The organism is Desulforhabdus sp. TSK (assembly GCF_022836495.1).
In the GTDB taxonomy this organism is placed as follows: Bacteria; Desulfobacterota; Syntrophobacteria; order Syntrophobacterales; family Syntrophobacteraceae; genus Desulforhabdus.
Genome location: NZ_BQXM01000011.1, coordinates 88,704 through 109,118 on the forward strand (window position 1 = coordinate 88,704; position 20,415 = coordinate 109,118).

General features: G+C 57.0%; 20 protein-coding genes. 11 read left to right on the forward strand and 9 right to left on the reverse strand.

Annotated elements, in window-relative coordinates:
* Positions 1-34: 34 nt before the first annotated feature.
* The 5 genes from MWC30_RS08695 to MWC30_RS08715 are packed head-to-tail and all read right to left on the reverse strand — an operon-like array spanning position 35 to position 6,754.
* Positions 35-661: a cytochrome c3 family protein gene (locus MWC30_RS08695; protein WP_244083778.1), complete on the reverse strand. Its 627-nt coding sequence runs from the start codon at positions 659-661 to the stop codon at positions 35-37.
* Between the two features lie 30 nt (positions 662-691).
* Complete coding sequence (gene nrfD, locus MWC30_RS08700) at positions 692-1,966, reverse strand: NrfD/PsrC family molybdoenzyme membrane anchor subunit (protein WP_244083779.1); 1,275 nt, start codon at positions 1,964-1,966, stop codon at positions 692-694.
* Positions 1,950-2,462 carry a DUF3341 domain-containing protein gene (locus tag MWC30_RS08705; protein WP_244071782.1) on the reverse strand — a complete coding sequence of 171 codons (513 nt, stop codon included), beginning with the start codon at positions 2,460-2,462 and terminating at the stop codon, positions 1,950-1,952. Before MWC30_RS08705 ends, nrfD (MWC30_RS08700) begins: the two co-directional genes overlap by 17 nt.
* Before the next feature lie 25 nt (positions 2,463-2,487).
* The gene (gene nrfD / locus MWC30_RS08710) at positions 2,488-3,804 is read right to left on the reverse strand and encodes an NrfD/PsrC family molybdoenzyme membrane anchor subunit (RefSeq protein ID WP_244083780.1); all 1,317 of its coding nucleotides are present in this window, start codon (positions 3,802-3,804) and stop codon (positions 2,488-2,490) included.
* Positions 3,805-3,814: 10 nt separating this feature from the next.
* Positions 3,815-6,754, reverse strand: coding sequence for a 4Fe-4S dicluster domain-containing protein (locus MWC30_RS08715; RefSeq protein WP_244083781.1), 2,940 nt, complete (start codon positions 6,752-6,754; stop codon positions 3,815-3,817).
* Between the two features lie 530 nt (positions 6,755-7,284).
* On the opposite strand from MWC30_RS08715, the gene MWC30_RS08720 reads away from it, so the two are divergent.
* On the forward strand, positions 7,285-7,998 hold the full coding sequence (locus MWC30_RS08720; protein ID WP_244083782.1) for a DUF2231 domain-containing protein: 714 nt from the start codon (positions 7,285-7,287) through the stop codon (positions 7,996-7,998).
* 15 nt (positions 7,999-8,013) lie between these two features.
* Here the strand turns inward: MWC30_RS08720 and MWC30_RS08725 are convergent, their stop codons facing one another.
* A complete protein-coding gene (locus MWC30_RS08725) occupies positions 8,014-9,957 on the reverse strand; it encodes a PAS domain S-box protein (protein ID WP_244083783.1) in 1,944 nt (647 codons plus the stop codon).
* A 457-nt stretch (positions 9,958-10,414) separates the two neighbouring features.
* On the opposite strand from MWC30_RS08725, the gene MWC30_RS08730 reads away from it, so the two are divergent.
* The 10 genes from MWC30_RS08730 to MWC30_RS08775 all read left to right on the forward strand — a co-directional run bounded on the left by MWC30_RS08730 (position 10,415) and on the right by MWC30_RS08775 (position 18,059).
* Positions 10,415-10,651 (forward strand): hypothetical protein, encoded by a 237-nt coding sequence (locus MWC30_RS08730; RefSeq protein ID WP_244083784.1) that lies wholly within the window; start codon positions 10,415-10,417, stop codon positions 10,649-10,651.
* Positions 10,652-10,675: 24 nt separating this feature from the next.
* Positions 10,676-10,876: a heavy-metal-associated domain-containing protein gene (locus MWC30_RS08735; RefSeq protein ID WP_244083785.1), complete on the forward strand. Its 201-nt coding sequence runs from the start codon at positions 10,676-10,678 to the stop codon at positions 10,874-10,876.
* Positions 10,869-13,343 carry a heavy metal translocating P-type ATPase gene (locus MWC30_RS08740; protein ID WP_256461233.1) on the forward strand — a complete coding sequence of 825 codons (2,475 nt, stop codon included), beginning with the start codon at positions 10,869-10,871 and terminating at the stop codon, positions 13,341-13,343. The genes MWC30_RS08735 and MWC30_RS08740 overlap by 8 nt, the downstream gene beginning before the upstream one ends.
* 144 nt (positions 13,344-13,487) lie before the next feature.
* Complete coding sequence (gene rd, locus MWC30_RS08745; protein WP_244083786.1) at positions 13,488-13,646, forward strand: rubredoxin; 159 nt, start codon at positions 13,488-13,490, stop codon at positions 13,644-13,646.
* Positions 13,647-13,807: 161 nt separating this feature from the next.
* On the forward strand, positions 13,808-14,299 hold the full coding sequence (locus MWC30_RS08750; RefSeq protein ID WP_244083787.1) for a ferritin family protein: 492 nt from the start codon (positions 13,808-13,810) through the stop codon (positions 14,297-14,299).
* A gap of 257 nt (positions 14,300-14,556) precedes the next feature.
* The gene (locus tag MWC30_RS08755) at positions 14,557-14,793 is read left to right on the forward strand and encodes a glutaredoxin family protein (RefSeq protein ID WP_244083788.1); all 237 of its coding nucleotides are present in this window, start codon (positions 14,557-14,559) and stop codon (positions 14,791-14,793) included.
* A 47-nt stretch (positions 14,794-14,840) separates the two neighbouring features.
* On the forward strand, positions 14,841-16,025 hold the full coding sequence (locus tag MWC30_RS08760) for an FAD-dependent oxidoreductase (protein ID WP_244083789.1): 1,185 nt from the start codon (positions 14,841-14,843) through the stop codon (positions 16,023-16,025).
* Positions 16,026-16,052: 27 nt separating this feature from the next.
* Positions 16,053-16,250, forward strand: a complete 198-nt coding sequence (locus tag MWC30_RS08765) for a ferredoxin (RefSeq protein ID WP_244083790.1) — start codon at positions 16,053-16,055, stop codon at positions 16,248-16,250.
* Between the two features lie 25 nt (positions 16,251-16,275).
* Complete coding sequence (locus MWC30_RS08770; protein WP_244083791.1) at positions 16,276-16,974, forward strand: DVU0298 family protein; 699 nt, start codon at positions 16,276-16,278, stop codon at positions 16,972-16,974.
* A 173-nt stretch (positions 16,975-17,147) separates the two neighbouring features.
* A complete protein-coding gene (locus tag MWC30_RS08775) occupies positions 17,148-18,059 on the forward strand; it encodes a TIGR01777 family oxidoreductase (RefSeq protein WP_244083792.1) in 912 nt (303 codons plus the stop codon).
* Here the strand turns inward: MWC30_RS08775 and MWC30_RS08780 are convergent.
* The 3 genes from MWC30_RS08780 to MWC30_RS08790 all read right to left on the reverse strand — a co-directional run bounded on the left by MWC30_RS08780 (position 18,056) and on the right by MWC30_RS08790 (position 20,284).
* Positions 18,056-18,571, reverse strand: coding sequence for a hypothetical protein (locus tag MWC30_RS08780; RefSeq protein ID WP_244083793.1), 516 nt, complete (start codon positions 18,569-18,571; stop codon positions 18,056-18,058). The genes MWC30_RS08775 and MWC30_RS08780 overlap by 4 nt on opposite strands.
* A 90-nt stretch (positions 18,572-18,661) precedes the next feature.
* Complete coding sequence (locus MWC30_RS08785) at positions 18,662-19,516, reverse strand: PAC2 family protein (protein WP_244083794.1); 855 nt, start codon at positions 19,514-19,516, stop codon at positions 18,662-18,664.
* 84 nt (positions 19,517-19,600) lie between these two features.
* A complete protein-coding gene (locus MWC30_RS08790; RefSeq protein ID WP_244083795.1) occupies positions 19,601-20,284 on the reverse strand; it encodes an HAD family hydrolase in 684 nt (227 codons plus the stop codon).
* Between the last annotated feature and the right edge of the window lie 131 nt (positions 20,285-20,415).

The following is a 20,415-nucleotide window of genomic DNA, read 5'->3' on the forward strand; positions in this document are numbered from 1 at the left end:
CTCAACTCGATGCTATCCGTCCTCATGGACACAATCAATGGTGGCACGCCAGCCAGCAGTCCAGCTGAGCCTTCCGTTCCTGGTGACAGGTGATGCAAAAATGCATCTGGAAATCCACTTTCTGGAGGCGGTCCATAGTTTTCACTTCCCCGTGGCAGTTGGTGCAGTCCAGTTTCGCATACTGGATGTGCGGTTTGTGGTTGAATTTGACATGGTCCGGCACGTAAAAGATCCTCACCCAGGGAACGGGGGTTTTAGTGTCATAGTGCTGCCGTTCCTTCAGGATTTGCGGGTGCTTCGTGATGATGTGCTCATGGCAGAAAAAGCATTTCTGGAGCTCCGGGATGCCCGGATTTCGGGATCGTTCCGCAAAGGGGTGGCAGAATTTGCAGTTGATCTCCTTCACTCCGGCATGCAGGCGGTGGCTGAACAGAATCGGCTGCTCGGGACCCAGCTCCCGCTGAGGATAGAGGAAATAGAAATAGAGCATGGTCGCCGCCAGGAGCAACACCACTCCCACCCCGCTGTAGCGCAGGGCAAGGTTCCATTTTTTTTCTCTGGTTTCAGCCATGTTCCCTCGAAATGTCTGACCCGATCCCAGGGATGGGCGGAAGTGAAGCGCTGCCTCCATGCAATGCCGTTCGTCCGTACCGGCGGGCAAATGAGGCTTCCTGCCGGTTGTACCGTCGTTCTAATGCTCGCCGTCTGCCCGCGTCGATTCCAACTGTTCGTGATAAAGTGGATCTGAAATGGGCAGCAGCGGAAAAAACTTGAAAAACGCCATGAGGCACAAGGCCATGGTGCCAAAAAAACCCGCCGTGATGAAGATCTCCGTGAATCCAAGGGGAATGCCGCTCCCCGCCCACAGGGCTGGAGCCACCAGCAGGAGCCGCTCCAGCCACATTCCCGCAAGAATGACCGTCGTCAGGATCAGCATGGGAAAGGGTTTCATCTTGATCCTGCGGTTCAAAAGCACCACAAACGGCATGGCGAAGCAGACGAAAAGAACGATCCATGCCAGGGGTTCCCACGGGCTCTGGCCAATCCGCAAAATCACGTACCGGGTTTCCTCGGGCAGGTTGCCGTACCAGATGACCAGGAACTGCGAGTAGAAAAAGTCTCCGGTGAGCAGGCAGAACCCGAGGAGGAGCTTGCCCAGATCGTGCAAGTGCTTTGGACGGATGACCTCGTCAAAGGCTTCCAACCGCGTGGCGACGACGGTCATCAACAGCAAGGCCGCCAGGGCGGAGTAAAAACTGCCGATGAAGTAATAGGCTCCAAAAAGCGTGCTCACCCAGTGTGGATCCAGGGCCATGATGAGGTCCACGGCGATGAGCGTCAGCACCAGGGCGTAGACAATTCCCAGGACAGGAGACAAAACCAGCTGAGCCCGCCATCCCCCAGAAGATCTAAGCGCTTCAGAGTGCTGAACAGGCGTCTCGGAGGGGCTGATCGCATTGGAGCGCAGAGCCCCTTTCCACTTGAAATCGCTCCGTATGGAAAAGTAAATCAAAGTGAGGGAGAGGGTCATGAGAAGAAAAAGTCCCAACCCATCCCGAACAAAAAGCGCGTCCACATTCAGCCACCATTCTTTGCCCGGCACCGGTTCGTGAATCCAGTGGAACAGGCTCTCCCGGCCCTGGTAAAGGAGCAGGAAGAAAACAAAGGAGAAGGGCAGAAAGGCACCGGGGGCTTCCGCCAGTCGCTTCATGGGGCGTGCCCAGTGGGCATTGGTCATGTTGAGGGCAGCGGAAAACAAAACAGCACCATATGCCAGACCCGTCCAGAACAGGAAATTGATCAAAAATGCCTGCCACGTCCGTTGAGGACTTTCACTCGTGATCCCGAACCAGAAGGAGGCCCCGCCCACCAGAATCATGCCCAGAAAAGCCAGGATCAGGATGCGCCGGTCCGCTCGGACGACACGGTCGAGAAAGTCTGGAAAAGGCTCACGCGTTGACTTCATGGACGTCCTTTGCCCCGGCTTCTTTGAGAATGCTGGAAAGGTGCTCACGTTCATTTTCTGGACAGAGCACCAGGACACCGAAATGGTCCTGGCTGAACCGGTTGTCGTAATGCTCCGGGCGGTGCAGCTTGGGGAGCCTGGCTTTGAAGAGCATCGCCGCGAAATTGAACAGGACCGAAAAAAGGATACAGAATTCAAAACCGACAACCACCGCCGGCACAAGGGGGATGATGGGCTTGCCGCTCACAACGAACTTCCATTGCACGCAGGTGTAAACCACCAGAGCGATTCCCGTCAGGATTCCCAGGACTCCGCCGGTCAAGGTCACAAAGCGAACGGGGCTCGGTTTCAGGCCGAGAGCTTCCTCGATGCCGTGGTGTGGAAAAGGGGAATAAACCGTGTGGATTGTGAACCCTTTCTCCCTGGCAAATTTCAGCGCATTCACCAGTTCATCCAGATAGGCGAAGACGCCCAGTAACTTTTTTTCATGCGCCATGATTTTCCCCTGCTGGAACTTTCACCTATGGGTTCTCCCTCCTGGAGTGCCGCCCGGTTTCCTTCATTTCCGTCATGGAGATGGTGGGAATGAACCTGGCGAACAACAGGAAGAGGAAGAAGAAGAGGCTGAAGGAGCCGATCATGATTCCAAATTCCACCCAGGTGGGACTGTAATACCCCCACGAGTACGGATCGAATTGGTGTGCCGCCGAGCCCACGATGATGACGAACCGTTCATACCACATCCCGATGTTGATCAAGATGGAAATGCCGAACAGGTATCTCAGGTCCGTGCGGACCTTCTTGATGAAAAAGGCCAGCGGCACAACGGCATTGAAGAGGACCATGATCCAGAATTCCAGGGCATAGTGGCCGACGGCTCTCCATATGAAGGTGTCTCTTTCGGCGATATTGCCGCTGTACTGAGCCATGAAGTATTCCACGCCGTAGGCGTATCCCACGATGAGGCCCGTAAAAATGATGGTCTTGGCAATGTTTTCCAGGATCTTCAAGGTGATGAGGTGCTCGAATTTGAAGACGCGCCGCAGCGGGATGAGGAGGGTGAGCACCATGGCCAGGCCTGAATGAATGGCGCCCGCCACAAAGTAAGGCGCGAAGATGGTGCTGTGCCAACCCGGAACGATGGAAAGCGCAAAGTCCCAGGAAACGACGCTGTGAACGGAAATGACCAGAGGCGTGGCCAGGGCCGCGAACAGCAGGTAGGCCGTGCCATAGTGATTCCACTGTCGATGGGTGCCGAGCCAGCCCAGGGAGAAAAAGCCGTAGATCTTGCGCCGAAGGCCCGTGGAACTGTCCCGTACGACGGCGAGATCCGGAATGAGTCCCGTGAACCAGAAGAGGACGCTGACCGTCAGATACGTGGAAATGGCGATGACATCGAACACGAGGGGCGACTGAAAATTGGGCCAGAGATTGCGCTGGTTGGGATAGGGCAGGATCCAGTAGACAATCCACACCCTCCCGAGATGGATGAAGGGAAAAAGTCCCGCGACGGATACGGCGAATACCGTCATGGCTTCGGCGCTCCGTGCGATGGCCGTGCGCCAGGGCGCCCGGAAGAGGTAGAGGATGGCGGAAATGAGGGTGCCCGAGTGCGCGATACCGACCCAGAAGACAAAATTGATGAGATAGGTTCCCCAGTAGACCGGGAGGTTGATGCCGGCGCTCCCGAGTCCCGTGGCGATCTGATAGGCCCAGCACGAAGCGCCCAAAAGCACTCCCGCAAAGGCGAGGGCCAGCAGCACGTAATACCGTCGCCCCGGAGGGGACATGTTGCGCAGAATGTCTTCGTTGAAACGGCTGTAACTGATGGTTTCCATGGGCAGACCGCTATGCCTTTAAGGGTTCCTGGGTCAGTTTCTTGAGGTAAAATACTGCCGGCTTGGTGTTCAGATGCTCCAGCGCCTGATAGGCCCGGTGGTCCTGGATGAGCCGCGATACCCGGCTTTCAGGGTCCATGAGGTTCCCAAATACGATGGCGTCCGCAGGGCAGGTCTGCGCACAGGCCGTTGTGAATTCTCCGTCCTGAACTTTCCTCCCCTGGTCTTTGGCATGGAACTTCGCTTCAATGATCCGTTGCACGCAGAAAGAGCATTTTTCCATGACCCCCTTCTGCCGCACCGTCACGTCGGGGTTGAGCTGCCAGTTCAAGGGCTCGGGGCGTGTGAACGTGAACCAGTTGAAACGGCGCACCTTGTACGGGCAGTTTTGGGCGCAGAAGCGCGTACCGATGCAGCGGTTGTACACCTGGTTGTTCAGCCCTTCCTTGCTGTGGTGGGGGGCATACACCGGGCAGACGGATTCGCAGGGGGCATTGTCGCAGTGCATGCACGGCATGGGGAAAAAGCGGATGCCGTCCGCGTCAGGCCCGAAATAACGCTGAATCCGAAGCCAGGACATTTCACGGCCTTTGAGGATCTGGTCCCGGCCGACGACGGCCACGTTGTTTTCGGCATAACACGCCGCCACGCAGGCGCCGCAGCCGATGCAGCGGTCGAGGTCGATCACCATGCCCCAGCGATAGTCCACATGGTCATGGGGTGGATAGAAGTCTTGGGCTGGGTCGTAGCCCTCGGGCAAAGGCAGGTAGAGATGCGGTTTTGCTCCGGATGCTTTGCCCTCACGGTATGCCTCCAGCGTCAGGGAACGGGCCATCTCCCTGTCGTGCTGGAAGAGACTGCCGTCCACGTGGGCGATGGGAACACGCCGTCCCAGCTTCTCCACGGTCACCTTGAACTCCGGGCGAAGCAGGCCGTTGCACATTGGGTCGATGCCCGACGGCAGCAATCCCATGGGGTTTCCGTATTCTGCCGTGGCGAAACGCCCGTAATGGCTGTGCCCCTGTCCGATGGGTACGGCCAGTGTATCGGGCGGCACCGTCGGCAGGGGAAAAACCGGTGCCTCGATGCTGCCATAAGGGGAGCGGATGACCACCAGGTCTCCTTTGGCCAGGTCAAGGGACCGTGCCGTGTCGGGGTGCATTTCCACCCACCCGCCCCAGGTGATCTGGGAAATGGGGTCCGGGATCTCTTGAAGCCAGGGCCGATTGGCTCCCCTGCCGTCATAGTACTGCACGGTGGGAAAGCCCGTGAAATGAAACTCCTTTTTATTCCTGTTTCCAAGCTCCACAAGCGGGAATGAAAATTTGGAGGGACGCACCGGATTCCCCGAGGATTCTCCTTTGCTTCCTTTAACTTCATCCCAAACGCCGCCCCTTTTCACCGCTTCCTGCCAGAAGGTTTCCGGAGGAACGCCCGGAGCCAGTTCCTGCCCCTTCAACTGCCAGGCATTCCGAAGGATGTGGTAAAAGCTTTCGGCGGGAAAACGTTCCGGTCCCTTCAGTTGCCGGCCCGCCGCCAGGAGGATGTCTCCCGGATGCCTTGAATCGAACACCGGACCCATGACGGGCTGCATGATCCCCGTGACGCCCTTTCGGGGTGAATAATCTCCCCAGGATTCCAGCGGGCTGTGAGCGGGAAGGATGAGGTGTGCGCTCCGGGTTGTTTCATCCATGGCAGGAGAGAAGCTGACCACCAGGGGAACCTTCTGGAGACTCTTGTGAAAATTCCAGGACGGGGGAAGGGAATAAGCCGGATTTGCTTGAAAAAGCAGCACAGCCTCCACTTTCCCGTCCTGCATTTTTTGCGACAGCTCCTGCATGCGGGCAGTGGAATCGACCTGGCCCAGCTCCGAAAGGCCCTGGAAGTCGATGGTTTCCCTCGACCCGGGGTGGAGGGCGCACAGGAGGCCGGCCGCCGCAGCCGTTTCGGTCGCTCGGGGACTGGAAAAGGAAAGCCCTTCCGCCAGAGCGAGGGGGTGCTCCGCCCGGGCAAACTCTAAGGCCATCCGGCGCAGGGTCTCCTCCGAAACTCCCGTTCCAGCCGCAACGGCTTCCAGGGTGAGGCCTCTCACCAGCGAGGCGACGGATTTTTTTTGTTCGGCGGAAATATTTGGAAGAAGGCCCTCCCCCGTGAGCACCATCAGCATGCCCGCCGCTACCAGGAATTCATCGCCTGGCGCTGCCTGGACCCAGAAGTCGGCATTGGCGGCAGTCAGGGACATGCGGGGTCCCACGTAGAGGAAGCGGTTTTTCCCCTGGTCGTGGGGTGTCCGGAACGCGGCAAACTGTCGGGCATATTCGACATTGGAGAGCCATGTCTCCAGGAAGCCCGCCCCGAAGGAGAGGAGAAAATCCGCCCGATCCAGGCGATAGGAAGGAATACCTTCGGTGCCGAAGACCATGGCGTTGGCTCGGCGCAGCGGCTCATAAGCGAAGGGTTCGTAGAGGATGTGCTCGCGGGACCGCATTTCTCCGAGCCAGTAGGCGATGAAATCCTTCAGTGTGCCCGATACCAGATCGGACACCACCACGATGCGGTCCTTTTTCCCTCGATCCAGGATTCCGTCAAGTCCCTGGGTCAGAATTGCCATCCCTTCGTCCCAGGAGATGGGGACCGGCTCACCGGATGCAGTCATTTTATGGGGGCCGGAGAACCGATCGGGGTTGTAAAGCCCGTGCAGAGAGGCCTGGCCCCGCGAGCAGAGCTTCCCGGCATTGACGGGGTGGAGGGGATTTCCTTCCACCTTGATGACGTGTCCGTCCCGGTTCTTGGCCAATATACCGCAGCCTGCCGGACATTCCCTGCATGTGGTGGCATACCAGGTGGCCTGGCCGGGAATGATGTCGTCTGTCGGAACGATGTAAGGAATCAACGTCCGGCCGGACTCGGACGAACAGCCCACCAGGGCCGTTGTTCCTGCCAGACCCATAATCCTTAAAAAATCCCGCCGATTGCAACCTGCCATCATAAACTTCCCGTCCCAATGGTGAGCACACCCATGCCGGATCGATCAGGCATTCTTGCCCTGTGCTGAGAAGCCTGGCGCAACAAAACTGGGGGATTGTCATGATTGTCATCGAGTGCAGCAAAAAAGCCGACGGCCAGCCTGGCGAGCAAACCCCCTGCTGCGATTTTAGTGCAGCTCCAATACCATCCCGCTCGTGCGAGCAAAACAGCCTCTTGAAGTGCGTTGGAGAAGTTGAGCCGTATTGTGAATGAAGATGCTCAATACGCTGTCGATAATAGAAGAACTGAGAAATAAATACAAACCTAATTTCAAGATACATATAACATCTTGAAATATTATAAAAAGTGGACAAAATTTTTTCTCCATTTATAATGGAACGCGGTTTCGTAGTCGGGATACCGAACCGGAAGTCCCCGGGTAACAGCGGTGGGGTATCCCCGGGAAAATCTCACGGAAGCTCATTCCAACTCTGGTCAGCGAGGGAAATGCTCATGAAGGAATTCGATCTCAGCGAACTGGCCGCGTTTGACGGCAAAGACGGGAGGCCCGTGTATATCGCTCACGGGGGCAAGGTCTACGATGTGACTCAGAGCAAATTGTGGAAGGGGGGGCTTCACATGAAGCGCCACCATGCCGCTTCGGATCTTTCGGTGGATATCGGCGCCGCTCCGCACGGGGTCGAAGTCCTGGAGCGATATCCCCAAGTGGGCGTTCTGAAGCCGGAAAAATCCCTGGATATGCCCATGCCCGAGTATCTTTCCCAGCTTCTCCAGCGCTTCCCCATCCTCCGGCGCCACCCGCATCCCATGACGGTGCATTTCCCCATCGTTTTCATGATCGCCACCAGCTGCTTCAACCTCCTCTATCTTCTCACGGGTATCTCCTCCTTAGAGCTGACCGCTCTCCACTGCCTCGGCGCAGGCGTGCTGTTCACTCCCGTGGTGATCTTGACGGGCCTTTTTACCTGGTGGCTCAACTACATGGCAAAACCCATCCGGCCCGTTATCATCAAGCTGACCGTTTCGCTGCTGCTGTTCGTCGTTTCCATGGTCGCTTTTACATGGAGGGTGGCCGATCCGGCCGTGCTGAACGTGTTTGGCCTGCGGAGCGTCATCTATTTTTTACTCATTCTGTCCTTGACGCCCCTCGTCGGTATCATCGGATGGTTCGGCGCGCAGCTGACGTTTCCCGTCGAGAGGGAATGAATCGCCCGAGAGTTTTCATCCTTGCGGCTCTCTCCCGTCCAGCACCCGGCGGATCGTTTCCGCCACCTGTTGCGTCAGTGCGGGTTTCTGGATGACCTGCCGAATTCCCAGCTCCTGCATTTCTTCCCGCATCAAGGGAGGGCTGAAGCCGGTGCAGAGTATGACGGGAAGGTCTCTGCGGGTCTTCCGGATCTCTCCAGCCAGTTCCTTGCCCGTCATGCGCGGCATGGTCTGATCGGTGATCATGAGATCAAAATCCTGAGGGTGGCTTTGAAACGTTTCCAGTGCTTCCAGAGGGCTGGTTTTTGCCGTAACGTGGTACCCCAGGCGTTGGAGGATCTCCTGCTGTGCCTTGACGATCCAGGGCTCGTCGTCGACGAGCAGAATGCGCTCCGTTCCCCGGTGGGAAAGAGCGCTCTGTTCCGGCTGGACGGCGGTTTGCATGGGGAGCCTGGGAAACAGGACTTCGAACACCGTGCCTTTTCCCAAGACGCTCTGAACATTGATGGCGCCGTGGTGACTCTTGACGATGCCGTGCGTCACGGCCAGGCCCAGCCCCGTTCCTTCACTCTTGGGCTTGGTGGAGAAATAGGGATCGAAGATTTTGCCCAGCAGCTCAGGCGGAATGCCCTGGCCGGTATCGCTGACGGTCAGTTTTAGATATTGACCCGGCTTGAGCCCCGGCTGGAAGGATGCCGACTCTGCATTGAGCTCGACGGCGGAGAGGGTCACCTGGAGGGTGCCGCCCTTATCTCGGAGAGCGTGGGCTGCGTTGGTGCAGAGGTTCATGACCACTTGGTGCATTTGCGTCGGATCGGCCATGATCATGTCCCTGGGGGCTTGAATGTCATGACGCATGAGAACGGTGCTGGGGAGGGTCGCTCGAATGAGGTGAGAGGCCTCCTTGACGATGACGGCAAGGGTGATGGGGCGGACCTCCTTTTCTCCTTCCCGGCTGAAGGTGAGGATCTGCCGGACCAAATCCCTTGCCCGCTGCCCCGCCTTGACGATCTGGTCCAGTTTTTTCCATGTGGATCCCCCAGGGGAAACCTCATTTTGGGCCAGTTCGGCGTAAAGGAGCAGAGAGGTCAAAATATTGTTGAAATCATGGGCAATGCCTCCGGCAAGCGTCCCGATGGATTCCAACTTCTGGGATTGTCTCAACCGCCTCTCCAGTTGCATCTCGTGGGTCAGGTTGCGCTCGATGACCACGTAATGCGTGATTTCCCGGGGACCGCTCTTGATGGGAGTGATGGTGGCCTGGACGTCATAGTCGCTGCCTTGCTTTGTGCCTCTCCGGTAGCGGCCCTTCCAAACGGATGCACTCTGAAACAGGGTTTTGAGGGGGGTGAGGGATTCCTGCGCCGCTTCCCCGTCCATGGATATCTTGAAATCCGAAACATGCCTTCCCAGAATCTCAGCCCGTGCGTATCCACTCTCCTGGAGAAATGATGCATTGGCATAACGAATCATGCCATCCACATCGGTGATAAAGATCGCTTCACCGGCCTGCTCCACGGCGCTCGCCAGGCGGACGAGGGTTTTTTCCATCTGCATGCGGTCCGTGGTGTCCACGATGACCCCCAGAAGGCCCGCCACGGATCCATGGCCATCGGTGAGCGTGGACAGATTGATGATTTCGCTGCGCACGTTTCCGTTTCCCAGGTCGAGCTGAGCTTCATAAGCGTGCTGCCCGGGGTTTTCCATGGCCTTGCGGTCATTTGCCTCGTAGACCTTCGCCAGTGCTTCAGGGAAAAGCTGTCCCACTTCCTTGCCGATGACTTCTTCTCGACTGCAGCCTACCAGGTTTTCGAAGGCCCGGTTGCATCCCGCATAGAGTCCGGTCGGGTCTTTATGGAAAATCGGATAGGGAACGGTGTCCATGAGGGTTTGGAGGAGGATGCCCTGCTGCTCGAATTTTTTTGCGAAGTCGTCTCGTTGTTCCGCTTCTTTATGCATCGTTCAGTTCCATCGGCAAAGAATCGAAGTATTGTCCATTCACCACCCCCTGGTCGGTGGGCGCTGGCGGGGTACCGCCTCGTCTGTTCTCGCAATCCAGCGGCTGCACAAGGACCAATCACATGAGAGTGCGAGATGTTTCATGGAAAATGGGCTAGATTTCTCATCGGACGGTTTCCTTGATTTGTTGAGTGGATTTTTCCCAGGCTGAGTCGATTTGCTGGAGGGGATACGTTTGCGGACGGCAGGCGTGGGACTTTCCCCAGCCGAAAGCCCCCTTCGGGAAGGGGCTGCCAACCGAAAGAGGCTTGCAGACCCGGGGGATTGGTTGTTATGTTTGCATACGCAGCGCCTTGAAAGATGGAAAGGGTGCCCTATCTTATGATCCTGTCGGCAGCCTGGGCAGGACCTGGAGACAATAAATGTTATTTTGTGTTAGGGAGAGAAGGACCTCGATATGAGCCGATACGAATACGAAATCACCAGTCATCCAGCCGATTCTTTCAGGGAAGTTGTCTATTTTTGTTCGGAAAACGGAACCTGCGATCTTGGGCAGATTCCGTCAGGTCAGGTGGAGAAAATGAAAACCCTTCTCAATGAGCGCGGTCGGGGTGGATGGGAGCTGGTGCAGATGGCCTTTGGAAAAGAAGGCGTCATGGCGTTCTGGAAAAGGGTGATTATTGATATTCCTTAAAATAAAGAGAATCGAGGAGAGCTTATGACCCGAACGATTAAAATCAAAGGAATGAGCTGTCAGCATTGTGTCAATGCGGTGAGCAAGACACTGAGCGGGATCGATGGCGTCCAGGGAGTAAAGGTAGACCTGTCCAAAGGGGAAGCTACCTTTGAGGAGCTGAAGCCTGTGGATGACGCTTTGATCCGCGACCGAATTGAAAAGGCGGGTTACGAGCTTGGATAAGAAAGACCTGCACATACAGGGAATGACCTGCGCCGCGTGCGTGCGGAGGGTGGAAAAAGGAATCCAGGAGCTGGAAGGGGTGCAGTCGGCAGCGGTGAATTTAGCCACTTCCAAGGCTACCGTGGAATACGATCCCACTCTGGTCACCCTGGCCGCCATTGAGGAAAAGGTCCGGGACATCGGTTATGAAGTCCTGGAGCCCGAGAGCTCCGGCGAAGGCGGCCTGAAGAAGACGACACTCCTGGTGGGAGGAATGACCTGCGCGGCCTGCGTGCGTCGGGTGGAAAATGCTTTGAAAGCCCTGGGCGGAGTGGAGGAAGCGGCTGTAAACCTCGCGTCTTCCCGTGCAATGGTGACTTATGACCCGCAGGTCTTGAACGTGGCCGAGCTTCGTAAAGCGCTTGAGGAAGCCGGCTACCAATACCTGGGCCTCCTGGAAGAGGCCAAGGAAGACCCTGTTGAAGCGGCCCAGAAGCGCGAGATCCGCGATCTCAAAATAAAAGTCTCCGTCGGGGCCGTGTTGAGCGTCCTCACCATGATGGGAAGCATGCCTCACTGGTTTCCCTTCCTCCACGGCATTCCCCGTCAGCAGATGTTTTTGATCCTTTTTGTACTCACCACCCCGGCTGTGTTTTGGGTGGGAAGCCGTTTTCTGGTGGGAGCTTTAAAAGCCGCCCGCCAGAAGACGACGGACATGAACACCCTGGTGGCCGTGGGCAGTCTTTCTGCCTACCTCTATTCCACCCTGGCGACCTTCTGGCCGGAATATTTTTTGGGGGCGGGCCTCGATCTCCACGTCTATTTCGACGGAGCGGCGATGATCATTACCCTGGTCCTCCTTGGCCGCCTCCTGGAAATGAAAGCCCGCGGACGGACCTCCGAGGCCATCAAGAAGCTCATGAAGCTGACGCCCAAGACAGCCCGGGTCCTCCGTGACGGCCAGGAATGGGAAGTCCCTCTGGAGGAGGTCCTGAAGGGTGATGTGCTCCTCGTTCGACCCGGCGAGAGGATCCCTACCGACGGCGTCCTGGAATCGGGGCGCTCTTCGGTGGACGAGTCCATGCTCACGGGGGAGAGCGTTCCGGTCCCCAAGACGCTGGGCAGTGAGGTTTTTGCCGGCACCATCAACGGCAGCGGCAGCTTCACCTTCGGAGCCACCAAAGTGGGAGCGGAAACGGCCCTGGCTCAAATCATCCGGCTGGTGGAGGAGGCGCAGGGGTCCAAGGCTCCCATTCAGAGATTCGCCGATCAGGTAGCCTCCATATTCGTCCCGATAGTCATCTGCATTGCCGTCCTCACCTTTTGCATATGGTATTTCCTGGTTCCCGACGCGGACTTTACCCGGGCGCTCCTCAATTTTGTGTCGGTTCTCATCATTTCCTGTCCCTGCGCCATGGGCCTGGCGACACCGACAGCCGTGATGGTGGGGACGGGCCTGGGAGCGGAAAACGGCATCCTCATCAAGGGGGGGGAAAGCCTGGAGAAGGCTTACCGCCTGACGACCGTCGTTTTTGACAAGACAGGTACACTCACGCGGGGCACCCCCGAGGTGACACATTTTGTAGCGGCCCCTTCCCTGGAGGAGGAGCAGGTTCTGAGGTGGGCGGTTTCCCTGGAGGCGGTTTCGGAACACCCCCTCGCCCGCGCCATTGTGGAGAAGGGGCAGAAAGAAGGGATCCATCCGGAGCAGGTGGAAGCCTTTGAAGCCGTATCGGGAAGGGGGGTGCGGGGGCGTGTCGGGGAAGCCCGCGTTCTTTTGGGCAGCCGCAAGTTCCTCCATGGAGAGGGAATCAATTTGAGTGAACTGGCCAAAAAGGCCGAAGATCTCCTTGCTTCCGGAAAGACGTGTGTTTATGTTGGGGTGGATGGCCGGGCGGCCGGAATTTTCGCGGTGGCGGATGCTCCGAGGGAGTCAGCTGGGGAGGCCGTGGCTCGGTTGAAGCAGATGGGACTCCAGGTGGCCATGATCACTGGAGACCGGGTGGAAACGGCTCAGGCCATTGCAAAGGCGGTGGGGATCGGCGCCATCATGGCCGAGGTGCTTCCCGCCGACAAGGCGGGAGAGATTCGCAGGCTGCAGCATGAGGGCAAGACGGTCGCCATGGTGGGGGACGGCATCAATGATGCCCCTGCGCTGGCAGCGGCAGACGTGGGCATCGCCATCGGAGCCGGAACGGATGTTGCCCTGGAGGCGAGTGACATCACCCTGATACAGAATGATTTGAGACTGGTGGCTTCGGCCATTCGGCTTTCCGCTTCCACCATGCGGATCATCAAACAGAATCTTTTCTGGGCCTTCTTCTATAATTCTCTTGGGATTCCCGTCGCTGCCGGGATTTTGTACCCCGTGTGGGGGATTCTACTCAATCCCATGTTTGCGGCAGGGGCCATGGCCTTGAGCTCCGTGTCCGTCGTGAGCAACGCGCTTCGGTTGAGGCGGGTCTGGTCGAAACAAAAAGCGCAGTGATCGGTATAAATTTTTTTCAATTCAAGAACAGTTCTTGTTTTATTGTGCATCGTGATGTGCGATAGTAGCCATGCGATTGCATCGGATGAGGGTGTTGTAGAGTACGGATATTCTTTGAACCGACGATGATCAGGAGGGAATACGATGGACCGTTATGTATGTCAGATCTGTGGGTATGTTTATGATCCTGCCAAAGGCGACCCTGACAATGGTGTGGCTCCGGGAACCAAGTTCCAGGATTTGCCCGATGACTGGACCTGCCCCATTTGTGGTGCCGGCAAGAGTGACTTTGAGAAAGAATAGGGTTGCCCCTGCCTCTCGGGACGTGCCATGAGACGTCCATCCGTGCTGCAGTTGATGCGATGCGTGAATATCACTGGACCCCTGTACCTCTATGCAAGCCACGGTTCGCCGTGGATGAAAGGGAATGATCCTCTATCAGGATCTGAAGTGGAGAGGAAGGAATGCTCTTTAATTTTAATGCTGCTGAAATTTTCGACGTTGCCATAAAAATCGAAGAAAATGGAAAGAAGTTTTACGATGCCGCCACGCAAATGGTGGACAACAAAGAAGTGAAAGAACTTTTTGCAGACCTGGGTGCACAGGAAATCGAACACAAGGCGAAGTTCAAGGCTTTGAGGGATGAGCTCCCCGCGTCAGCGTCCACGCCCACTGTGTTCGACGCAAACAACGAGCTGGATGCCTATCTCAAGGCCATGGCCGATCAGCACGTTTTCGTGACCAGCGAGGGCGTCGATAAGCAACTGGCGGCGGTCAAGGATGTAAGATCTGCCATAAAGCTGGCCATGACCTTCGAAAAAGATTCCATCATCTTTTTCCTCACGGTTCAGGATGCCACCGAGGGACATAAGGGCAAGTCCATGATCAATGCTCTGGTGAAGGAAGAGCAGGAGCATCTGAGACGTCTCGCTCTGCATCTGAGCAAGCTCCGTTAGTGGACCGCACCGTTTTTTTCTTCTTCTAAACGATACGGGGCGGGGTTTCTCCCGCCTCGTTTGTTTCAGGATGCTATGCAGGTGCTTTGATGTCCCTCAAAGGTCTGCGAGCAATGACTCCATCCCCCGTCTGCAGGGAAATCAGAGTCCGCACCCTTTTGTTGTATCGTTTCCCATGCGGAGCTTCCCGGCGACAGAGCTATCGAAAAGGCAGTCCTTCACCCCCCCACAGACCCTTTGAAATGAGGATGCGCTCCATGGAAAAAAAGGTAAAGATCTATACGACTTCGGGATGTCACTACTGTCAGCAGGCCAAAGAATTTCTGACCGAAAAGGGAGTGGAATTTGAATCCTGCGATGTGGGAGCGGACAAAGCGGCCTTCCAGGAAATGAAAAAGATTTCTGGAGGGGCTCGCAGTGTGCCTGTCATTTCCATCGGCGATTGGGTCATTGTTGGATTTGAACGTGAGGAAATAGAAAAAGCGTTGAAGTGAATCGGAGCGGGGATGATTTCCTTTGATGCCGTTGATAGAGGTCGGCTGTGAACCTTCTCATTTATACCATGTACGGTTGTCCTTTCTGCCTGCATGCGAAGGCCTTTTTGCAGGAGAGGGATATCCCGTTCCAGGAGATTGTCGTGACTCCCGGCTCCGAGGAGTGGGGGCGGATGAGGGAGAAAACCGGGAGTGGCTCTCTGCCTCAGATATTTATCGGGGAGGAAAATGTAGGCGGGTATGCTCATCTGGTGCATCTGGAAGCAACGGGTGCGCTTTACGAAAAGCTCGGGCAGACCTGGAGGAAGTCCGATACGCCGCTCTATGACGCCATCATCTTGGGAGCGGGTCCTGCCGGCTTGAGCGCCGCCATCTACACCATCCGAAAGCTCATGAAAACCCTCATCATCAGCAAGGACGTCGGGGGGCAGGTCACCTGGACCAATGATGTGGACAATTATCTGGGATTCAGCCAGGTCAACGCCGCCGAGCTGGTGGCAAAATTCGAGAGCCACGTGAAGACCTTCGGCGTCGAAAGGGTGATCGGGAAAAATGTGGGGGCCATCGACCTGGCGGGCCGGATCAAAAGGGTCACCCTGGAGGATGGAAAGACCTACTACGGGAAGACGGTGGTCATTGCCACAGGGGGAAGCCATCGGCCCCTGAATGTGCCCGGTGAGAAGGAATTGCTGGCCAAGGGGGTTTCCTATTGCTCCACCTGCGATGCGCCGCTTTTCGACGACGCCGACGTGGCCGTGGTGGGCGGAGGCAATTCCGCACTGGAAGCAGTGCTCGATCTCGTCAACATTGCCAGGAGAATCTATCTGATCTCTCTGACTCCCTTGACCGGAGACAGCTTTTACCAGGAAAAGGTACGCCATTCGGGTAAAGTGGAGATTTTCACGGAATGCAGGCCCACGAGAATCCTGGGCGATAACATGGTGCAGGGGATAGAATATCAGTCTCTCAAGACGGGTGAGATCCACACCATCGACGTGGAAGGAGTTTTTGTAGAGATCGGTCTTCTGCCCAACTCGAGCATTTTCATCGACACGCTGGCCACGAACAGAAAGGGTGAGATCCTGGTGGACAAGGAATGCCGGACAGGCATGGCGGGCGTGTTTGCCTGCGGCGATGTGACCGATGTGCCCTACAAGCAGGTGGTGGTGGCAGTGGGGGAAGGCGCGAAGGCTGCTTTGTCCGCTTATGAATATCTCCTGAATCAGAAATAGCTCCCTGCAGAGGAAGGAATCAAAGACATGCCCAAAGTCCCGGTAGTCGATATGGGCCGTTGCGTGGGCTGCGAAGCCTGCCTGGAGCTGTGCCCCCATGTGTTCAAGATGGCTGAAGCCGGATATATCGAGGTAGCTGAGCTCGATTCCTTTCCCGAGGAATGCATCCAGGAGGCCATCAATTGCTGTCCGACGGATTGCATTTCCTGGGAGGATTCGGATTGATGCCGGTGATTTGTGGAGAAATCCCTTGACTTCTGAAGAAATGAAAAGTGTGGGCCTGCGGCGGCGTGTCGCCGCAATGCTGGCTGCCGACGATTTCCAGGAACGTTTGGAGGAATGGTCGCAGTTCCCGGCGCGCCAGGTGATCAACCCGTTATTTTCCTTCATCTACAGCCCGGATGAAGGGATCAAGGGCCGCGCCGTGACCGCCATGGGCAGAGTCATGGCCCGCATGGCGGAGGAAGACATGGAATCCGCCCGCAACATCATGCGGCGCTTCATCTGGAATCTGAACGATGAAAGCGGCTGTTCCGGATGGGGCTCGCCCGAGGCCATGGGAGCCATCATGGCCGATCATGAGCGACTGGCGGAAGAGTATTACCGCATCCTGGTGTCCTATATCGATGAGAACGGAAACCTCCTGGAGAACGGAATGCTGGAGCGGGGGGTGCTCTGGGGAATCGGGCGCCTGGCTCAAGCAAGGCCTCATCTGCTGAAGGAGGCCGTTCGCCATATCGTGCCCTATCTCCAGTCCGCGGATGCCGTTCATCGAGGGTATGCGGCCTGGGCATTGGGACACATCAAGGACCCGGCATCGCAAAAATACCTCCAGCCCTTACTGAACGATCTCACCCCGGTCAAAATTTTTGAAGACGGGCAGGTCAACGCCTATCGCATCTCCGATGTGGCGGCGCAGGCGCTTCGTCAAATCAGTGCATCGGGCTGACACGGCATGGGTTTGGTCTTTAGCTCTTAGCCTTTAGCTGCAAGCGATACTCAGGCTTAAACGGTTTGAGTGATGCCCTGGAGTATCAATCACAAGTTATAATTTTTTTGATGATGCTAACGGCTAACAGCTAACAGCTAGCCTAGAATACCGTCTTCTCGATCAAGGAGCTTATGATGAAAATCTTTATGACGGGCGGAACCGGTTTTGTGGGTGGTTATTTCACCAGGGAGCTTCTCCAGTTGGGTCATGAAGTGACAGTGCTCACACGCTCCCGGAGGCAGCCTCCCGAAGGGGATTCCGGGCTTTCGTATGTCAGCGGAAATCCCATGGCTCCCGGCCCATGGCAGGAAACCGTCGCCCAACATGACGTCGTCATCAACCTGGCCGGCACTTCCATCTTCAGCCCCTGGACAAAAAAGACCAGGCAATCCATCCTGGAAAGTCGGGTCATGAGCACCCGGAACGTGGTGGATGCCCTTTCCGGCGGGGGGAAAGACAAGGTCCTTCTGAGCGGTTCAGCCGTTGGGTATTACGGGGGAAGGCTGGACGACACCATTTTGGACGAAGAGAGTCCGCCGGGCCGTGATTTTCTTGCGGAGGTCGGTGTCGCCTGGGAAGAAGAAGCGGGGAGGGCGGTTTCGTTCGGAGTGCGCGTGGCGCTCTGCCGCTTCGGGATTGTCTTCGGCCGCCATGGTGGAGCGCTGAGTAAGATGGTACCCCCGTTCAATCTTCACTTCGGAAGCCCTTTCGGGAGTGGAAAGCAGTGGTTCCCCTGGATTCACCAGGAGGACCTTCTGCGCATCATGGTTTTTCTCATGGAAAGGCGGAACATCAGCGGACCGGTCAACTGCACGGCGCCCCATCCCGTCAGGAACCGGGAATTGGTCCGTGCCCTTGCCGATGCGCTCCACAAAATGGCTTTTCTTCCCTCAGTTCCGGCCTTCACACTGCGCATTGTGCTGGGGGATTTTGCCGATGTCATCCTGAAAGGCCAGCGGGCTGTGCCCCGGAAGCTGCTGGATGAAGGCTTTGAGTTCAAGTTTCCCCAGATCGCCGAGGCTTTGAGAGACCTGCTGGATTAGAAGCCTGCCTCCGGCACCGGACCCGCTGCCCTGCTGCTCTTTTGATGGTCCATGATCTCCTGAATTTTCTCCTGGATCAGGTCGCTGAAGGCTTCAGCGAGCTCCGGGTCATCGAGATCAAAGTCCAGGCTGCTGGGGCTGTGGATAGACAGGAGACTCAGTCCGGTATTCAGGGCATCCCGCAGCCAGTCCGACCAGCAATCGAGAGCTTCCGAGGTCTCCAGGAGGAAATCCTCCAGGGGAAGATCCTTGGAAATGCCCATGAGCTGTCTGTCGCCGTTGATGGCATCCACCAGTTCCTGGTCCAGGGAAGGGCGTCGCACTTTGACGGACTGAGCGATCACCTCCAGGTATACGGCAAACGGGGGGATGGTGGCTCGCTCAGGGTGGCAGACGAGACATCGTTCCCTATCGTGGGCGATGGAGCCGTTTTCGGGAAACCGGTTCTGCCGCGCGATGTCCTCGAAGTGACTCACCGTGTATTGGAGGAGAGATTCCTGTTCCTGGGTCATAGACTTCCTCGTGGCAAACGCTTTCCGTTCCTCGCGGATTAGCGTGACGTGGCTAATCCGATGCCTCCCCTTGAGGTGTCGCAATGGCGGCTACTCTTTTTTGAGTAAACGTTCCTGCCTTCTCCGAATGAACTCATCCAGCTGAATGACCGTGGCGGGTGTGTGAACCGGCGCCTCGAGTGTGTCGGCCTGCCTGATGCTGTCCAGCACCTGCCGGACTTCTTCGTCATTCTCGATGAGCTCCTCGATCTCCTTTTCCCTCTTCTTCCAGCTCCGCAGCAGGTGGTCCGTCTTGAATTCAAGCTTTAGAAAATCGCCCATCATCCGCAGGATCCGTGCGATGAGGAGCTCATGAGAGGCATTCAGGTAGGATGGAAAATGAGACCATATGCTGTAGGCTTTCATCTGCAGGTCGGCCGCCATCTCCATGATGACGGCATGAATGGCTCCCGGCCCCGAATATTCGATCTGGCTGCACCCCAGATCCCGCACCAGGTTGTATCCCTCGGCATCCTGCACGACGCCCGTGAGAAGCACCTCGTCATGGAAAATGTCGTCGTAGACACTTCCCAGGAGGAGAATTTCCCGGCAGCCCCAGCCCTCCAGGATCTTGAGAAACTTTCGCGCAAAGGGTCGCCAGTGGATGGAGGGCTCCGGCCCCATCCCCAGGAGGATCGGTTCCGATTGTCGGGGAGTGCAGAGAGAGAAACGGTATGTGGGCCAGTCCAGGCTCTTGATCCGTCCGTGGTGGACGGAAACGAGGGGGCGTGATGATTCGGTGTGCCAATACCCGTCCAGGTCCCAGGCGGCCGCAGGGCGGCATTGCAAGACGCTGCTCAGCTCCCCGAAGGCGTGTTGAATGGTCTTGCCGGCGTCAGGCCAGCCTGAAAACCCCAGGACAGCCCTGCGGATGCGAATCGGGTCGACAAACGTCTGAATGTCCATGACGGAGATTACACCGGCCTTTCTCCCCGGGAGGGGTTGCATTGCACAAGTCATGAGCCAGGGCTGTCGCGAGGCGGAACGGCATCAGATTCTTTGCTGAGCCTCCAGGGTTTGCATCAGCTCCAGGCAATTCCTGGCCGTCCAGTGAGCCCCGCTGTCGATGAGGTCCTGCTGCGAGGCCCTGCCGCTCCAGACACCGGCGGTGAGGATTCCCGCACGCTTCCCCGTTTGAATGTCCAGGGGGTGGTCACCTACCATGAGGGCGTTGCGGGCAGGGGCTGCCACGCGCTGCAGCGCACGGAAAAGGTGGTCGGGATCGGGCTTGACCCTCGGAACGTGGTCACGCGCCAGGAGCCCCAGGCAATAGCGGTCCAGGTCGGGGAAAACGATACGCACCGCCTGCTCGCAGTTTCGGGTGATGATGACCGGCTTGATGTTCTTCGCTGTAAGGTCGGTGAGCACGTTGCGGGTGAAGGGGAAGAGGGCTCCCTGGTGTGCGGCCTCCAGCTCCATGTCGACAATGAGGGCGTGGGCTCGATGCCGGAGCTCCACGGCGGCTGCGGCATCGATCTTCCGCAGCTGCGCCACGAGAGTCTCCAGCCATTCCAGCGCGGGAAGCGTATCGGGGCAGGGATCGAAGGAGAAGTAGCGGCTTCCCACCTGTCCCAGACGGCGCTTCATTTCTCCGAAGTCCAGTCGCAGTTCGGCAAGGGTTCCGTCGAAATCGAAAACGATGCAGCCCAGTCGGTGCAGTCCTGATCCACTCATGTTTTTGCCCTGAAAGATCGGTCCTTTTCCCTTGCAGAAGCGGGTTCCGTTGATTATGTTTACGAGCGCTCCTTCGGTTTGATTAAGCAAGGAATAATATTATGTAAATGCAAAAGGGGCAAGGAATTCCG

Bases quoted from the DNA above. Each gene is read 5' to 3' on its own strand.
- nrfD (WP_244083780.1), bottom strand. From the start codon at position 3,804: ATGGAAACCATCAGTTACAGCCGTTTCAACGAAGACATTCTGCGCAAC.
- MWC30_RS08715 (WP_244083781.1), bottom strand. From the start codon at position 6,754: ATGGGTCTGGCAGGAACAACGGCCCTGGTGGGCTGTTCGTCCGAGTCC.
- MWC30_RS08720 (WP_244083782.1), top strand. From the start codon at position 7,285: ATGAAGGAATTCGATCTCAGCGAACTGGCCGCGTTTGACGGCAAAGAC.
- nrfD (WP_244083779.1), bottom strand. From the start codon at position 1,966: ATGAAGTCAACGCGTGAGCCTTTTCCAGACTTTCTCGACCGTGTCGTC.
- MWC30_RS08785 (WP_244083794.1), bottom strand. From the start codon at position 19,516: ATGGACATTCAGACGTTTGTCGACCCGATTCGCATCCGCAGGGCTGTC.
- MWC30_RS08735 (WP_244083785.1), top strand. From the start codon at position 10,676: ATGACCCGAACGATTAAAATCAAAGGAATGAGCTGTCAGCATTGTGTC.
- MWC30_RS08790 (WP_244083795.1), bottom strand. From the start codon at position 20,284: ATGAGTGGATCAGGACTGCACCGACTGGGCTGCATCGTTTTCGATTTC.
- MWC30_RS08775 (WP_244083792.1), top strand. From the start codon at position 17,148: ATGATGAAAATCTTTATGACGGGCGGAACCGGTTTTGTGGGTGGTTAT.
- MWC30_RS08755 (WP_244083788.1), top strand. From the start codon at position 14,557: ATGGAAAAAAAGGTAAAGATCTATACGACTTCGGGATGTCACTACTGT.
- MWC30_RS08765 (WP_244083790.1), top strand. From the start codon at position 16,053: ATGCCCAAAGTCCCGGTAGTCGATATGGGCCGTTGCGTGGGCTGCGAA.
- rd (WP_244083786.1), top strand. From the start codon at position 13,488: ATGGACCGTTATGTATGTCAGATCTGTGGGTATGTTTATGATCCTGCC.
- MWC30_RS08730 (WP_244083784.1), top strand. From the start codon at position 10,415: ATGAGCCGATACGAATACGAAATCACCAGTCATCCAGCCGATTCTTTC.
- MWC30_RS08750 (WP_244083787.1), top strand. From the start codon at position 13,808: ATGCTCTTTAATTTTAATGCTGCTGAAATTTTCGACGTTGCCATAAAA.
- MWC30_RS08705 (WP_244071782.1), bottom strand. From the start codon at position 2,462: ATGGCGCATGAAAAAAAGTTACTGGGCGTCTTCGCCTATCTGGATGAA.
- MWC30_RS08780 (WP_244083793.1), bottom strand. From the start codon at position 18,571: ATGACCCAGGAACAGGAATCTCTCCTCCAATACACGGTGAGTCACTTC.
- MWC30_RS08725 (WP_244083783.1), bottom strand. From the start codon at position 9,957: ATGCATAAAGAAGCGGAACAACGAGACGACTTCGCAAAAAAATTCGAG.